Origin of the sequence: Uliginosibacterium flavum (genome assembly GCF_040566545.1) — a bacterium.
GTDB lineage: Bacteria > Pseudomonadota > Gammaproteobacteria > Burkholderiales > Rhodocyclaceae > Uliginosibacterium > Uliginosibacterium flavum.
In genome coordinates, this window is record NZ_JBEWZI010000001.1 from 281,138 (window position 1) to 296,121 (window position 14,984).

Annotated in this window: 14 protein-coding genes; 3 read left to right on the top strand and 11 right to left on the bottom strand. The window is 62.1% G+C overall.

The features are described 5' to 3' along the window. Nucleotides 1-108: 108 nt before the first annotated feature. The 5 genes from ABXR19_RS01220 to ABXR19_RS01240 are packed head-to-tail and all read right to left on the bottom strand — an operon-like array spanning nt 109 to nt 3,730. Nucleotides 109-1,440 (bottom strand): ATP-binding protein, encoded by a 1,332-nt coding sequence (locus ABXR19_RS01220; protein ID WP_354599249.1) that lies wholly within the window; start codon nt 1,438-1,440, stop codon nt 109-111. Then, a complete protein-coding gene (locus ABXR19_RS01225; RefSeq protein ID WP_354599250.1) occupies nt 1,430-2,101 on the bottom strand; it encodes a response regulator in 672 nt (223 codons plus the stop codon). Before ABXR19_RS01225 ends, ABXR19_RS01220 begins: the two co-directional genes overlap by 11 nt. A gap of 54 nt (nt 2,102-2,155) precedes the next feature. Beyond that, a complete protein-coding gene (locus ABXR19_RS01230) occupies nt 2,156-2,836 on the bottom strand; it encodes a cytochrome b/b6 domain-containing protein (RefSeq protein WP_354599251.1) in 681 nt (226 codons plus the stop codon). Nucleotides 2,837-2,847: 11 nt separating this feature from the next. Next, a complete protein-coding gene (locus ABXR19_RS01235; protein WP_354599252.1) occupies nt 2,848-3,303 on the bottom strand; it encodes a cytochrome C in 456 nt (151 codons plus the stop codon). 10 nt (nt 3,304-3,313) lie between these two features. Then, entirely contained in the window at nt 3,314-3,730 is a 417-nt protein-coding gene (locus tag ABXR19_RS01240; protein WP_354599253.1) for a DUF1924 domain-containing protein, read from the bottom strand. A 287-nt stretch (nt 3,731-4,017) separates the two neighbouring features. Here ABXR19_RS01240 and trmA point away from each other — a divergent pair, with 287 nt between their 5' ends. Beyond that, a complete protein-coding gene (trmA, locus tag ABXR19_RS01245) occupies nt 4,018-5,121 on the top strand; it encodes a tRNA (uridine(54)-C5)-methyltransferase TrmA (RefSeq protein ID WP_354599254.1) in 1,104 nt (367 codons plus the stop codon). Nucleotides 5,122-5,247: 126 nt separating this feature from the next. Here trmA and ABXR19_RS01250 read toward each other — a convergent pair whose 3' ends face one another. The 4 genes from ABXR19_RS01250 to ABXR19_RS01265 form a co-directional block, all read right to left on the bottom strand. Beyond that, nucleotides 5,248-6,843: a GDSL-type esterase/lipase family protein gene (locus ABXR19_RS01250; RefSeq protein ID WP_354599255.1), complete on the bottom strand. Its 1,596-nt coding sequence runs from the start codon at nt 6,841-6,843 to the stop codon at nt 5,248-5,250. Between the two features lie 228 nt (nt 6,844-7,071). After that, nucleotides 7,072-8,049, bottom strand: coding sequence for a CobD/CbiB family protein (locus ABXR19_RS01255; protein ID WP_354599256.1), 978 nt, complete (start codon nt 8,047-8,049; stop codon nt 7,072-7,074). Nucleotides 8,050-8,071: 22 nt separating this feature from the next. Further along, nucleotides 8,072-8,659 carry a CoA pyrophosphatase gene (locus tag ABXR19_RS01260; protein ID WP_354599257.1) on the bottom strand — a complete coding sequence of 196 codons (588 nt, stop codon included), beginning with the start codon at nt 8,657-8,659 and terminating at the stop codon, nt 8,072-8,074. A gap of 4 nt (nt 8,660-8,663) precedes the next feature. After that, nucleotides 8,664-9,323, bottom strand: a complete 660-nt coding sequence (locus tag ABXR19_RS01265; RefSeq protein ID WP_354599258.1) for a retropepsin-like aspartic protease family protein — start codon at nt 9,321-9,323, stop codon at nt 8,664-8,666. A 258-nt stretch (nt 9,324-9,581) separates the two neighbouring features. On the opposite strand from ABXR19_RS01265, the gene ABXR19_RS01270 reads away from it, so the two are divergent. Beyond that, complete coding sequence (locus ABXR19_RS01270) at nt 9,582-10,058, top strand: OmpA family protein (protein ID WP_354599259.1); 477 nt, start codon at nt 9,582-9,584, stop codon at nt 10,056-10,058. Between the two features lie 52 nt (nt 10,059-10,110). Beyond that, complete coding sequence (gene pbpC, locus ABXR19_RS01275) at nt 10,111-12,459, top strand: penicillin-binding protein 1C (RefSeq protein ID WP_354599260.1); 2,349 nt, start codon at nt 10,111-10,113, stop codon at nt 12,457-12,459. Nucleotides 12,460-12,584: 125 nt separating this feature from the next. Here the strand turns inward: pbpC and ABXR19_RS01280 are convergent, their stop codons facing one another. Then, nucleotides 12,585-13,409, bottom strand: coding sequence for an HDOD domain-containing protein (locus tag ABXR19_RS01280; RefSeq protein WP_354599261.1), 825 nt, complete (start codon nt 13,407-13,409; stop codon nt 12,585-12,587). Between the two features lie 43 nt (nt 13,410-13,452). Next, complete coding sequence (locus ABXR19_RS01285) at nt 13,453-14,979, bottom strand: YiiX/YebB-like N1pC/P60 family cysteine hydrolase (RefSeq protein ID WP_354599262.1); 1,527 nt, start codon at nt 14,977-14,979, stop codon at nt 13,453-13,455. Between the last annotated feature and the right edge of the window lie 5 nt (nt 14,980-14,984).

Here is a 14,984-nt window from a genome sequence, read left to right on the forward strand (position 1 = left end):
ACGCCTGAAAAGCCGCACCCAGCCGTAATCTTGAAGGATGCAAGGTGAAGACCCGCGCCAGACAAGGCTAAGCGCGAACCTAGCCTGAAGACGACCGCTAGAAGCGGATCACCGAACAGGCAGCGTGGTGCGCACGCGCAGGCCGGCCCCTTCTTCACGCGGCTGAATCAGAATGCTTCCGCCGTGGATTTCGGCGATGCGCCGGGCGATGGACAAGCCCAGTCCGCTACCGGGCTGTGCGCTGCCAAGCACACGATGGAAACGGTCGAAAACGCGCTCCAGCTGGTCAGCCGGAATGCCCGGCCCGCTGTCGAGCACATCGATAATGGCATTTCGATTGCCCGTGTGAATCGCCACACTGACTTCACTGCCCGCCGGGCTGTAACGAATGGCGTTATCCAGCAGGTTGCGCAACAAGACGCGGATCAGGCCGGGCTGAATTTGTAGTTGCAGCGAATCGCCTTCTTCCAGCGCCACTGCGACCTGCGTATTGACGGCTGATGCCGCCACTTCAGCAAGTACTTCGGCCACCAGTGCGCGCAACTCGACCGGCTCGCACGCCGGGCGGCTCGATGCATCCAGCCGCGCCAGCGTCAGCAACTGCTCGATCAGGTGCGTCGCCAGATCGCAGCCGCGCAGCACTTGCTGGATTGCCCGATCCTGCTCATCCCGAGCATGACTGCCCTGTGCGACTTGCGCCTGCGCACGGATCGCAGCCAGCGGCGTGCGCAGTTCATGCGCTGCATCGGCCGTGAAGCGTCGCGTGTTGTCGAGTGATTCGGCAATGCGTGCGAGCAGCTGATTGAGTTGGCCGATCAGCGGGCGCACTTCCGAGGGCGCGCCGATGGCGTCAACAGCGTCCAGGCGCTGCGGATCGCGGCGGGCAATTTCGGCAGTCACCCGATCCAGCGGACGCAGCCCCAGATACACGGCCAGCCACAGTAGCAAGGCCAGCAGCGGCAAGGCATACAGCATGGGCTGCAACAGATGCTCGACCATTTCCTTGAGCAGGTGATCACGCGTGGCGACTTTCTCCCCGACGTAGATCAGATTCTCGCGCTCCTGATCCCAGCTCGTGAACACGCGCCACTGCACACCATCGATTTCCCGATCCGAAAAGCCTTCGTCGCGCGTGCCAAGCGCTGTCGCCGGTGCGTTGGCTGAATGCAGGCCGAGATGCGTGCCTGCATTCCAGATCTGAAAACTGACGCTGTGCGCGTATTTGTGCAGATCAACGGCATGGTCGGTATCGATTTCCTCCAGCTCGGCACCGGACTGCGCTGCCAACAGCGAGGCCGCCTGGGCCAGATGGGCATCGAACAGCTCGCGGACTTCCTTGCGCGCATCGAGATAGCTGATGGCCAGCGCCCCCAACCAGATCACGCTCAGCGCGACGATGCAGAGCAACACGATGCGACGCTTCAGCGAATCAAACAGCATGTGAATCCCGTGGCAAAAGGTAACCGACGCCGCGAATCGTACGGATGGCATCTGCGCCAAGTTTGCGCCGCAGATGATGAATGAATACTTCGATGGTATTGCTCTCCACCTCATTGCCCCAGGCATACAGTTGCTGTTCGAGCTGCGCCTTGGACATGACCCGCCCGGCATTCAGGGCCAGCGCATGCAGCAGCGCAAACTCGCGTGCCGACAGGCTGAGAGGCTGGCCATTTTGCGTGGCACAGCAACTGGCCGGATCAACGCTGAGCGTACCGACCTGCAAGGCCGCACTGGCCGTGCCCACGCTGCGTCGGACCAGTGCGCGCAGCCGCGCCGCAAGTTCGCCCATGTCGAAGGGTTTCACGAGGTAATCGTCAGCACCGCAATCCAGCCCGCGAATCCGGTCTTCCACGCTGTCGCGCGCGGTGAGAATGATCACGGGCACCTGCTGACCGCGCTGGCGCAAGGCTTGCAGCACCTCCAGCCCCGAGCGACGCGGCAGGCCCAGATCGAGCACAACGGCGGCAAATTCCTCGGCCACCAGCGCCGACTCCGCCGCCACCCCATCCTGCACCCAGTCGACGCTGTAGCCGACCTGGCGCAGGCTGACGTGAATGGCGTCGCCGAGGAGCTGATGATCTTCAACCAGAAGGATGCGCATGATGGAGCCGGCTAACTGGAATCGGCACCTTAGCAGAACAGCGCCACACCGCGCTCAATCGTCATCGTCTTGTTCGGCGTGGGAGGCATTGCCCAGCCCCTGCAGGATGCCCGGATTGCTCCAGCCATAGCCAATCCAGAAGCCCAGCACGGCCAGCAGAAGCAGCACGCCGACAGCGCGCCGCGTTCCCGATATGCCATCCGCACTGCTGCCGTGCTTATAGCCGCTGAGCATGGCACGAACCAGATTTTCGCGATGCAGGACGCTGCTCACGATCACGCCAACCACATGCACGATGACCAGGACGATCATCGCGTTGGCCGCAAACTCGTGCGCCTCACCGATCCATTCCGGGCCGATATCGTTGTAGGCCAGGTAACCGAACGTGCCAGTCGCCAAGCCCAGTGCGAGCAGGAGCACGATGGCCAGCGCGCCGGCCGGATTGTGACCCGCGTGCGGCTCCGGCTTTCGTTGCAGCAGTGATTGGAGATAGGACTTGATTTTCGCCGGGCCGGTCACAAAGGACGCAAAACGGGCGTGCCGCGTACCGACCAGCCCCCAGATCAAACGGAAGGCAATCAGGCCCAGCAGCGTGAAGCCGAACATCACATGCACGGCGCGCAAGCGTTCGCCTTCAGACGTGAGCCAGGCGCCAGCGAAGGACGCGACCAGCGACCAATGGAAAATACGCGTGGGCAAGTCCCACACCTTGATGCGGGTGTTCTCTGTTGTCATGACGAGTTGCCTTATTTGGGAATGCGAACCTGATGCTCGTTGAAAATGCCTTGCTCTGCCTCGCGATGGCAGGCCGCACAGTTGGCGGCGGTCTTGATGCTCGGACGTCGCCACACGGCACTGCCGATCTCATCATGCTTACGTTGGTACCAGGCGGTTTGAGTGATACGCAAAGTGGGCTTGCCGTCGACACCCAGGCGTTCGCGTCGTGAAGCGTTGGCAAGGACATGCGCCTCGATGGCACTGCGACTGATCGCATCCAGACTCGCATCGGAGCCGAAATGCTTGTCCAGCCCATCCATCAGCTTGCGCCAGGATGACTCATCGAGCAGACGCGGCGGATAAGGCACATGGCAACTGCCGCATTCCTGCTGAAAGAGCGGATTGGGTGGGGCCTTGCTGCCGCTATCGGCGAAGGCCACGGACGCAGTGAGAACACCGCCGAGGATGACAAGGGCGTAGCGCATGAGCGGACTCCTATTTCACGGTAGACAGGAAGGCGACGACATCGGCCTTTTCCGCCGCCGAACATTCACGCCCGAGCACATCCTTGCAGTTGCGCGTGAACCACTTCTCCACCTTGTTCGGCTGCGTGAAGCGCTCGGCGTTGGCGGCAACCGCCATCGGCTGGATCGCCTTGCCGGTCGATGCATGCTTGCCGGCATCGACGGGATTGCCGGTATGGCAACTGGCGCAGGACCATTCCCGACCATGTTTGTTGCGGAAGAAATCGCCGCCGCGCACAGCCGAAGCGCTGAACGCAGGGGCTTGTACGCGCGCCGCAGATTCGTAAACAGACAAGATCTGCTGCGGTGTTTCGGCCTGCGCCAGCGCCGCCGCACAGAGCAACACGAGTGCAAGACAATGACGCAGAGACAAGCGAGGTTTTGACATGAGAAGCTCCTTTTCGGGGGAATGCTTCGCAGCATGCCGACGCTTCCTTAAGCCATCCTTAAGCAGCCCGAGGCTTTCCCGCCAGGTTCAGTCCAGGCACACCTGCCTGAAGAGCCGCTTGTGGCGGACTTCTCCAGCCACCCTCCGCGCACAGCGCCGTCCCACGGGCCTCTTCAGCTACCTGCTTTCCCCCTCGCAAATCACCGCAGAATCACGCAAAGCTGTTGCCGACACGGGTATCCTTGCGCCTGCTCGCAATTCAGGCCTTTGGCCCGCTCACTGACACCATGTCCCTGCCCCAGATCGATCCCAGCACTTACGACGCCCAACTCGCCGCCAAGCTCGCCGAATTCAAGGCCAACTTCGCCGCCTTCGACTTGCCCGAACCCTCCGTACACGCCTCCGCGCCGCTGCATTACCGGCTGCGCTGCGAATTCCGCATGTTCCATCAGGGCGAACGCATCGACTACGCCATGTTCGATCCGGCCGAGCCCAAGCGCCCGATCGTGCTGGAAAGCTTCCCCACCGCCAGCGAAACCGTCTGCGCCGCCATGACGCGCCTGCGCGATACGCTGCAGACCAGCCCGGCACTGAAAACCCGGCTATTCCAGGTGAATTTCCTGTCCACGCTGAGCGGCCAACTGATGATCACCCTGATCTATCACCGCAAGCTGGATGAAGACTGGGAAGTGGCCGCACGCGCCCTGGCCGCCGACATGCAGGCGCAGATCATCGGCCGCAGCCTGAGGCAGAAGGTCGTGCTGGAACGCGACTGGCTGCTCGAAGAATTCGAACTCAATGGCCGTCAATTGCGCTATCAGCAAGTCGAAGGCAGCTTCACCCAGCCCAACGGTGGCGTAAATCGCCAGATGCTCGGCTGGGCCTGCCAGCAGGCCAGCGGCCTGGGCGGCGATCTGCTGGAGTTGTACTGCGGCAACGGCAACTTCACCGTCGCGCTCGCTCCGCAATTTGATCGAGTGCTCGCCACCGAAGTCAGCAAATCCTCAGTCAAGGCCGCGCACTACAACCTCGACGCAAATGCCATTAGCAACGTTGCCATGGTGCGCATGTCCTCGGATGAAATCAGCGATGCGATGGCCGGCACTCGGCCCTTCGAGCGCATGAAAGACGTCGATCTGCCGAGCTACCGTTTCAGCACACTCTTCGTCGACCCGCCGCGCAGCGGGCTGGATGCGCCGACCCTGGCGCTGGCCGCCGGCTTCGACAACATCCTCTACATCTCCTGCAACCCGCAGACCCTGCACGACAACGTCAGCGCGCTGCAGGCCACGCACACGATCAGCGCCTCGGCCGTGTTCGATCAGTTTCCCTACACGCATCATCTGGAGTGCGGACTGCTGCTGACGCGGCGCCAACAGCCCCCTGCCTGAAGAGCAGCGCCGGACGGACGTCTTCAGTATGCCTGCTCGCAGAGCTAGGCTGGATGAGGATCTTCAGGCATACACGTAAAAAAGCCCGGCTGTTGCCAGCCGGGCTGAAGAGACAAAACAAAAAAACTATTTCAGCAGCGCCACGTAGGCTTTCAGCGCCGGCGTTTCCTTGATTCCCTCGGCAACCATTGCGGCCACGGCATCGGCGCCCTTGTGCTGGAAGTGGGTAGTGTCCGGTTTGTCGAAAGTGCCGGAGCTTTGCGTGGCGTAATACGGGTATTGCTTGAAATCAGCGATGGCCAGCCAGTAGTCGCGCCAGTCCTTTTCATGCGCGTTGGCAAAGGCAATGGTCTTGGCTTCCAGATCAATCAGCGGCAGTTGTTTGCTGACCGCCGTATCCTTCACCGTGCGGCTGTAATCACCGATGAAGGCAAAGCCCTGGCTCGCATTCTGGCTGGTGAAGTGCTGTGGCACGACCGGAAAACCCTGCTTGCGATCCTTGTTCCAGACGCGCGTGGTCGGCGTCAGCATCACTGGCGTGGCGCCAGCGGCGCGGGCCAGCTCGACGTAACGCTCCAGCGATTTCTGAAAGCTCATCTCTGGCTTGCCAGCCGGGAATTGCGGCTGTCCGTTCATGTCGTTCGGATAGCTGCACAAACCTGCCACGTCAGCCGGACCGCGTTCCTTCTTGCTCAGATCACAGTTCTGGTCATTGTGGCCATGATTGATCAGCACCAGATCGCCCGGCTTCAGGAAGCGCGCCATCTGCTGATACCAGCCGCCCATGTAGAAGTCTTTGGAACTGCGCCCGGCGCGTGCCGCGTTCAGCACCTTGACGCCGGCCTCCGGCTTGAAATGATCCTCGAAAACCTGGCCCCAGCCCTTGCGCGGTGCGCGTTCCAGCTCATAAGTCGCGGCCGTCGAATCGCCCACGACCAACACGCGAACCTTCGCCGCCTTAATCGCCGTCAGTTCCTGCTGAGCCCGCGCAAAATCCAGCGGTTCGTAGGGGCCGGAACCAGTCAAACCGATGATCGGACGGAAGCTGATGTCGGTGAGTACCGTATAGGCAGACTCACTGGTCGGATTGTCGTAATTGCGGTTGTGATTAACCACGTCCAGCACAGCATCGACACCCTGATGATTGGCCTGCATCGGCGTGCTGATGGCATCAAACTTCTCCAAGTCCGCCACGCCCGCCGCCTTCAGGGCCGCGCCAAAACCCGCCATGGAAGTTTTCTTCGCCGCCTGCACGGCCTCCGGCGTAATCCCAGCGGCCTTGCCGCCATCCACCAGTTGCTGCGGGCCGATGTACTTGAGACTCACTGCCACATCGGAAACGATCCGGTCGGTCAGTGGATTGATATTAGCGACGGTATTGCCGGCTTGCAGACTCGTTACAACAGAGGCCAGACAGCGCGCGCGCAACGTAGCGTTGTAACGGCAGTTGGTGTTGCCGCCGGCCTCGATGGCAGAAATCAGCAAGGGGGCGGTGAATCCTTCGGCGCCCAGCGCATACATGCCTTGCGCATCGGCCTGAACACTGGCGCGCAGGCCTTTGGCATCCACTACCGACACGGTGGCATTGGCCAGCGGACCACCGATAGCCACCACGCCAGTCAGCATCGGCGCGCGCTGACTTAAGGAGGCACAGGCACTCAGCCCCAGAATGGCGGTCGAAACGGACAGCAGCAGCAAGCGGCGACGGGTGATCAGATTCATGTGGAGGCTCTCGGACAATTGGCGATCCGTCGAGCATAGCCGCCCCCGGGCGGGGCCGGCTTGATACGGATTGCGGTGTTTGCCTCAGAGGCTGTTCATGATCTGTAGCGAGAGGCCGTCAGCAGGGTGAAGAACAGCACAGGAACCGGAGTGTATGTTGATACATGAGGATTCCGAGCAGCGCATGAGCCCTGATCACGGCCTCGCAGTAAGATCATGAACAGCCTATCAGCCAGCCAGGCGGCTCAGGCTCAGCAAGAGCAGCACCAGACCATCCAGCACCAGCGTGCGGCGCACCAGCCCGACAAAGCTTTGCAGCGACTCGACTGCAGCTTCATCGCCCGTACCCAATTCGGGGCGCGCCAGCAGCTCACCACTTTGCACGATGGTCTGGCCCAGACGCACGCCAAGAGCGCCCGCACCGGCTGCGAGCAGGATGCCCTCATTGCGATCCGGCCACTGCGGCGACTGGGTACGCCAGCAATGCGCAGCATCTTCAAAATCGCCGACGATGGAGAAAGCCATTGCTGTCACGCGGGCGGGCAGCCATTCGATAGCCACAAAAGCGCGCTGAGCAAAACGACCAAAATCGCCCGCTTCCGGGCCTTGGCGCGCGCCCCAATCCGCAGCGAAATAGTCTGCCAGGCGATACAGCAAGGCACCGCCGGGACCGAGAAGGATGAAGCAGATCATCACGCCAAAGACCTGACGATGCGCGCCGACAATGCCTTTTTCCAGCGTCAGGCGGGCAATTTCTTCACTTCCGCTCTGATCATGCAGGTGACCTCGCCACTCGCCGATCAGCTTGCGCGCGTGCGGCAGGTCCTGCGCCCGCAGGCTGGCATGAACGCGCGTAAAAAAATGACTACTGTGACGAAAGCCCATGGTGCAGTAGAGCACGCCGACACTGAAGACCAGACCGGCGAGCGCATGCAGTTCATACAGGCCGAAACTCAGGATGGCGACCAGCGCCACCGGTGGCAGCACCATCAAGCACCAGGCCAGGGTGCCATGACGGGCCTGGCCGTCATTGAAGCGATCCTCGAAATACTGGCCGATGGAGGACAGCACGGGATAAAGATAACGCGCGGCATTGAGCGGGCGGAACTGTTCGAGAACGAGGGTAAGGATGAGCGCGAGCAGGGTCATCGGAACGAAAAAAATAAAGAAGCGGAAAGGCCGCCGAGCAGGGCGTGAAGATAGCACAAGCACCCTGCTCGCGGCCGATTCAGCGACCTTCAGACAGAAATTCGGCAAGCATGTAGAGGATGCCCGCCGTAGCGCCCCAGACGAAACGCCCCGCATACGGCACGGCATGCACGTGACGCTCGCCGCCCGCCCAGCGGATGCGGTGATGCTGATAGTTGGTGCGCTCCACCAGGAAGCTCAGGGGAATTTCGAAAGCTTCGGCTACCTCGAAAGGATCAAGCTGCAAACGCGCTTCCGGGCGCAGCAAGCCGACCACCGGAGTGATCCGGAAACCGCTGGGTGTGCCGAAATCGGGCAAGGCGCCCAGCAGCTCGACCTCATCAGGCACGATGCCCACCTCTTCCTCCGCCTCGCGCAAAGCGGTGGCGCTCAGCGAAGCGTCACCCGCCTCGCAACGCCCACCCGGAAAACTGATCTGACCAGCGTGATGATTCAGATGATCAGTGCGCCGGGTCAGTAGCACCTGCAAGCCGTGTGGGCGCGGCACCAAGGGCAGCAAGACAGCAGCCGAAACCTGGGCAGCGTCCAGTGGCCAGTCACTTTGCCAGGCAAATTCCGGCGCTTGCGCAAAGTGCGCTCGCAAGGAGGCGGGCGAATGCTCGCGCATGGGTTCAGTAACGCTGGGTCAGCACCATGGTGCTGCCGTCGCGACGCATTTCCATGCGATTCAGAAAACTCATGCCAAGCAGTGCAAACGGCATGGGCGGACCACCCACGATCCCATCCACGTTATAAAGCGTAACGTCGCCGACGGTCACCCGATCCAGTTTGACGAGTATTTTCTGCGCTGACCCGTTGGCGGTACTGACACTGATGGTCTGCCCCTTGCTGACATCAATGCCGGCCTGGATGGCTGTGGCCGTATCCATCGACACGGCGCTCGCGCCGGTATCGACCATGAATTTCACCCCGCTACCATTGACCGCGCCATTGGTCAGAAAATGCCCGCGCACATCCGCCACCAGCGTGATCTGACGCAGGGCGCCGCTCGTTGGCCCCACGCTGACCGGCTCGCCGATGCCGATTTTGGCGCGCCGCCCATTGATTTCAACCGTGGCGGCATCCTTGCCTACCTCGACCAGCTTAACCCTGCCTATAGCCTGCCCGACCGCCAGGGTGCGCGGTGCGCCACCATCGATCACCAGCACGGCCTTGCCGCTGAACAGCCCGACGATCGACACATCTTCGGCCAGCGCAAGCGTGGCAAACCCTGCCAACACCCAACCCAGCCCGCAACGCAACAGCTTGTTTGCCATCTGCATGAACTCCATGAAAATAATCCCGGACCGCTCCAATCCGGGCTCTCGCCATTCTGACAGCTTCTGTGCCGGACAAGGCATGCCCAAGCGGCACCAACAGGCCATCTGAAGAGCCTCACCGCGCCTTGCTCTCCAGCATGCCTGCCTGAAGAGGCCCGCCCGGTGAGCCTCGCCGGGCACGCAGCCGTACAGCGGCACAAAGCGTGCGCAGTTCCGGACAAACGCGTATCCTTCCTCCCGGCCCAAAAACGCATCAATCAAAGGAAACTCATGCAAAGCGATGAAGAAATCGGCATTGGCGGAATCGGTCTCTTGCTCGGCGGTTTAATCCTGCTCTGCGTCGTCGGCGTGATCGGTTTGGGCATGTATTCCTCGCAAGCTGGATCACACAACGCTTCCAAAGCAAACAGTTCGGAAGCGCCCGCCCCCAAGGGCGAGGCCATGGCCAAAATCTATTTCGAGATCAACAGCGCCGACATGCCCGCCGAAGCCGGTGGCGCCATCGAAACCATCCGGGAACGCGCCACCGTTGTGCCGAACCTGATCGTGCTGGTCTCCGGCTATCACGACCCGTCCGGCGACCCCAAGCAAAATGCCGCGCTGGCCAAACAGCGTGCGGAAGCGGCGCGTGACGCCCTGATCGCTGCCGGCATCCCGGCCGAGCGCATCCGGCTGCGTAAACCGGAAGTCATCTCCGGCAATGAAGACCTGCAGGAAGCGCGACGCGTCGATATCCGCTTGCAATAAGCCTTGTTACTTCCTTACGAATGCCGGCCCCGCCGGCATTTTTCTTTTCAAAATGACAGCATCCCTCCTTCGTTCCATTCAAGCCTGGCTGCGCCGCCACCCGCTGCGTGCCGCGCTGGCCGCGCTACTGACGCTGGCGCTGCTGCTCGACCAATGCTTCCCGCCCCCCATCCCGCGCGATGAACCGGGTCTGGTGGTGGTGGCCGAAGATGGCTCGCCGCTGCGCAGTTGGCCCAGTGCGGATGGCGTGTGGCGCTATCCGGTCACGCCCGAGCAGGTTTCGCCGCTGTACCTGCAAGCCCTGCTGAACTACGAAGACCGCTGGTTTTACCGTCATCCCGGCGTCAATCCGGTCGCCCTGCTGCGCGCCGCCGTACAGTGGGTGCGCCACGGGCATATCGTTTCAGGCGGCTCCACCTTGACGATGCAGGTGGCTCGCCTGATCGATCCACCGGGACGCTCCATCCCCGGCAAGTTGCGCCAGATCCTGCGTGCCTTGCAACTGGAAGCACGCCTGTCCAAACAGGAAATCCTCACGCTGTATCTGAACCACGCCCCCATGGGTGGCATCGTAGAAGGCGTGGAGATGGCCAGCCGTATGTATCTGGGCAAGCCCTCGGCTCATCTGACTCACGCCGAAGCCGCCCTGCTGGTGGTGCTGCCGCAGGCGCCCTCGCGTCTGCGCCCGGACCGGGCCGCCTCCCGCGCCCAACTGGCGCGCGACAAAGTGCTGCTGCGCATGGCCGAACTCGAAATCTGGGATCCGGTCACCGTCACCGACGCCCGCCTTGAGCGCGTCGGCGCCAATCCGCTGCGCCCTCAATGGCTAGCCCCGCTTGCCGCCGAGCGTCTGCGCCAGCAGGGACGCAAACAGCGCAACACCGGTAAGCTGGCGGTGCTGCGCTCCACGTTGAATCCCGAGATGCAGAGCACGCTGGAGCGCATGTTGCTGGATCGCATCGAGCAGTTGCCGCCCAAAGTCTCGATGGCCGCCATCGTGATGGAAAGCGACAGTCTGGCGATCCGTGCCTATGCCGGCTCGGCCGACTTCAGTGATGGCAAACGTTTCAACCACGTCGACATGGTGCGCGGCGTACGCTCACCGGGCTCCACGCTCAAACCCTTCCTGTACGCGCTGGCGCTGGACGAAGGCCTGATCCACTCGGAAAGCCTGCTCGCCGATGCGCCACAATCCTTCGCGGGCTACGAGCCGGGCAATTTCCAGGCGAACTTCTCGGGCCCGGTCAGCGTCTCCGAGGCCTTGCAGCGCTCGCTGAATGTTCCGGCGGTCGACCTGCTCGACCGTCTCGGCCCGCAACGTTTTGCCAGCCAGCTGCGCAGCGGCGGCTTGCGTCTGCGCCTGCCGGCAGGTGGCGACCCCAATCTATCGATCATCCTCGGCGGCGCCGGCAGCACGCTGGAAGATCTGGTCGGCGCCTATCGCGCACTGGCCACCAAGGGCCTCGCTGGCGTACCGCGCCTGAGCCCGGAAGCGCCGCGCAGCGAGAACCGCATCATGAGTGAAGGCGCAGCCTTCATCGTGCGTGACATTCTGGAAAGTGGCGGCCATCCGGACCGGCCTTTTGTCGAAGACGGCGGCCGCCGCATCGCCTGGAAAACCGGTACCAGCTTCGGTTTCCGCGATGCCTGGGCGCTCGGCGTCAGCGGCCATTACACGATTGGCGTATGGATCGGCCGCCCCGACGGCACGCCCAACCCCGGCTTCTTCGGCGCCAACGTCGCTGCGCCGCTGCTGCACGACATTGTCAGCGCCCTGCCTGCCGGCACTCCACCGCCGCGTGCCAAGCCCGCCAACGTCGGCACGGCGCAGATCTGCTGGCCCCTGGGCACGGCCGTTGATGCTACGCCTGCCGAGCTGTGTCCACACAAGCGCACAGCCTGGACCCTGAACGGCGCAATTCCCCCCACTCTGCCCGACCGCGCCAGCGAACGCAGCCTGCGCGAGACGATCTGGCTCGATCCGGCCAGCGGCCTGCGCAGCACTCCCTTCTGTACGCGGGCCGCCATCCAGCGCGAAATCGCCCACTGGCCGACTTACCTTGAACCCTGGATCAGCGCAGATGAGCTGGCCCGCCTCAATCCCGCCTGGCTGCCCGACTGCCCGCACAACGAAGCCAATACCGGCAGCCTCAAGCTGCAAGGCATTGCCCGGGATGCGCAGATTCGCCCCTCACCCGGCAAAAATGTGGCACAGATTGACCTGCGCGCCGCAGGTGGTACGGGGACGCTGTACTGGCTGCTGGACGGCAAACTGCTGCGCGCCGCGGCAGCCGATCAAGGCCAGCGCATCGAGCTGCGCGAGAATGGCGAACACAATGTCACGGTAATGGACGCGCAAGGGCACTACGCCAGCGCGCGTTTCATGGTGAAGGGGTTTTGAGAGAGCAGGCTGAAGAGCCGCACCGGGCAACCATCACCAAGCAGCCTGTCCGTACAGCCACATCCAGCGGGCATCTACAGGCTGGCATGCTGCAAAGCCACGCTGCTCGAGGCTCTTCAGGCAGACTACATCAGCAGCTCGGTTGCAGCCGGTAAATCCTTGCAGGACTCGATGCGCCACAAGGCATCCGCGCGCTCCAGCGACAGGCGCGCCAGCACGGCCTCATCCAGCTCGTCTGCAATCTGCTCGGGCGTCTCGCCATTGTCCAGGCGCTGGGCAATCTGCGTGGATAGATGCACGACGGCCGCCAGCAAGCCAGCCGCCGGATTGAGCGGCTCAACATACCAGCGCAAGGCATTCTGGATTTCCGGCGGGAAGTTCCAGTGCAATGCCAGTTCAGATCCGACCTCACAGTGATCCACTTCGATCAGCGAACGCTCCACCTTGAGCATTTCCAGCCCGGTCGGCGCATGAGCACGCTCCAGCTGCTTGGCAACGCCGGGGTGGGCCAGGTGAATGATGAGCTGACCGACGCGATGCATCAGACCAGCCGTATAGGCAAATTCGGGATTCACGCCTTCGCGCTTGCCCATCACCCGGGCAACGCTCGCGCTGATCATGGCGTGGCGCCAGAAAACCTTCATGTCCACGCCTTCGACTTTGGCAAAAGTGCGCGACATGCCGGAGGCAATCACGATCGAACGCAGAGCCGACAGGCCGATCATGGTGACAGCCTGGTCGATGGCGCCGATCTTCTTGCTCGCCCCGTAGGCGCTGGAGTTGGCCATGGCCAGCACCCGCGCCGACAGAGATTGATCCTGCTTGACCTGCGCCACCAGCGAGCCGATATCGACGTCGTCCTTGCAGAGGGATGCAATCAGATCCTGCACCACGCGCGGCATGCTGGGCAGACGCGGCAGGTTGGCGAAGAGTTTTTCGAGCGGGCTCATGGCAGCATCCTTTGTTGATGACGGCTGCCTGTATTTACGGCCTTCAGCGCGGCTTACTTGATAGCTGTGCGGTCTGCCGGGGCTGCACGAACACCTCCATCCGACGCCGAGCCTCTTCAGCCGCCACTTCGACGCCATCGTGATACAGCAAGCTCACCTCCAGCGGCCCGTTGCCAATCGAGCGCTGGGCAACATTATCCGGACTGATCGTGACGCGTCCGAGCATGCGCGAAGTTGGCCAGTTCAAGTCGCCATAAACCAGATACACCAGCTTCGAGCAGAAGATACGATCCGTACTTTCGACATCAAAATTGAAATCGTAGGCCTTGCCCACATGGCTCAAGGATTGCAACACGAGCCTGGCGCGCTCGGCGCCCGTCAGGGCAGCGTGGTGCAACACCGCCACATCGTCGACGTTGAGAAAGTGACTGGCGGTATTCATCTCGACACCTGAACGCAGCGCCTCGACCACCCCGCGGCCCTCGCGTACCTGTTGCTGATACGGGCGTACCTGAGGATGTTCCCAAATGCCCAGATCGCGCAATTCACCTTCGGTGCCAACCCAGATCGCGGCATGCCCCCAATGGCCGGGGATGAAATTATCGGTCAGACGAAACGGGGTTTTTTCGAGCAGGATATCGCCGGCAATCAGGCGCTGCGCCAATCGCGCTTGTACTTCTGGGCGCTTGTCGAGCTTGCCACGGCGCGTCTCGACCAGACCGACCGTATTACCGAACACCAGGCTGGACAGGTTGCTGCTTTCACGCCCCACACCCCGCACAGAATCCAGCGTAATCAGGCCGAACAGCTCGACATGACGACCAAAATAACGCACGGCAGACGCAGTACGCACCATTTTCAGGGACGGGCTCTGCTCAATCAGTTGCAGCGCATAAGCATGCCCCTCCAGCGTGGAAGCCCCTTGTGCACGGACCTGCTCGTACCAGGTGATGCCACGACGCACCCGGCGACGCTTGTCGGCTGAGGTGAAGCTTTCCGCGATCGCATTAAGCTCGCCGGATTTGCGTGCCAGCAAATTGTCGCTCTGGTTGAGCTGATTACGCAGTGCCGCGTTGTCGCGATAAAGAGAAATCGCCGTCAGGTAATTGTCGTAAAGGAGCAAGGCCGCCGACAGCGACATGCTGATGCCTGCCGTACGCAAATCAGCCTCGGCTCGCTCGCTCGGCGTCTCCACATTCAGCCAGCATTCATGCGACTGCGCGATCTGCAGCAAAGCCGCACGCTGGCCCAGCAACTCCGCCGATCCATCATTGAGGCGTTGCATGTCACGCCCGGAGAAGGGCTCGCTGCGCTTCATCTTGTCCTGCAAATACGTATACAGGCTGATTGCGCGTGCGCGCATCGCCAACGTCTCCTCGGCCAGTTGCGTGTAAGCCAGCAGCTCGGTCTGCATGGCGCTCTGACGCTGCTCCAGCGACCCGGCAGAGTGACTGGCACGCAAATGCGCCTGACATGTTTGCGAAGCGGCAGCGGGCACAAGGGCATACGCAAAATTGCTCAACACCAACAAGACTGAACACGAAACGATGCGGGACAGACGGAGGGCCATGGTCA

Coding starts and splice junctions, on each gene's coding strand:
- ABXR19_RS01265 (WP_354599258.1), bottom strand. CDS start 9,323: ATGGAGTTCATGCAGATGGCAAACAAGCTGTTGCGTTGCGGGCTGGGT.
- pbpC (WP_354599260.1), top strand. CDS start 10,111: ATGACAGCATCCCTCCTTCGTTCCATTCAAGCCTGGCTGCGCCGCCAC.
- ABXR19_RS01285 (WP_354599262.1), bottom strand. CDS start 14,979: ATGGCCCTCCGTCTGTCCCGCATCGTTTCGTGTTCAGTCTTGTTGGTG.
- ABXR19_RS01230 (WP_354599251.1), bottom strand. CDS start 2,836: ATGACAACAGAGAACACCCGCATCAAGGTGTGGGACTTGCCCACGCGT.
- ABXR19_RS01235 (WP_354599252.1), bottom strand. CDS start 3,303: ATGCGCTACGCCCTTGTCATCCTCGGCGGTGTTCTCACTGCGTCCGTG.
- trmA (WP_354599254.1), top strand. CDS start 4,018: ATGTCCCTGCCCCAGATCGATCCCAGCACTTACGACGCCCAACTCGCC.
- ABXR19_RS01220 (WP_354599249.1), bottom strand. CDS start 1,440: ATGCTGTTTGATTCGCTGAAGCGTCGCATCGTGTTGCTCTGCATCGTC.
- ABXR19_RS01250 (WP_354599255.1), bottom strand. CDS start 6,843: ATGAATCTGATCACCCGTCGCCGCTTGCTGCTGCTGTCCGTTTCGACC.
- ABXR19_RS01240 (WP_354599253.1), bottom strand. CDS start 3,730: ATGTCAAAACCTCGCTTGTCTCTGCGTCATTGTCTTGCACTCGTGTTG.
- ABXR19_RS01225 (WP_354599250.1), bottom strand. CDS start 2,101: ATGCGCATCCTTCTGGTTGAAGATCATCAGCTCCTCGGCGACGCCATT.
- ABXR19_RS01260 (WP_354599257.1), bottom strand. CDS start 8,659: ATGCGCGAGCATTCGCCCGCCTCCTTGCGAGCGCACTTTGCGCAAGCG.
- ABXR19_RS01270 (WP_354599259.1), top strand. CDS start 9,582: ATGCAAAGCGATGAAGAAATCGGCATTGGCGGAATCGGTCTCTTGCTC.
- ABXR19_RS01280 (WP_354599261.1), bottom strand. CDS start 13,409: ATGAGCCCGCTCGAAAAACTCTTCGCCAACCTGCCGCGTCTGCCCAGC.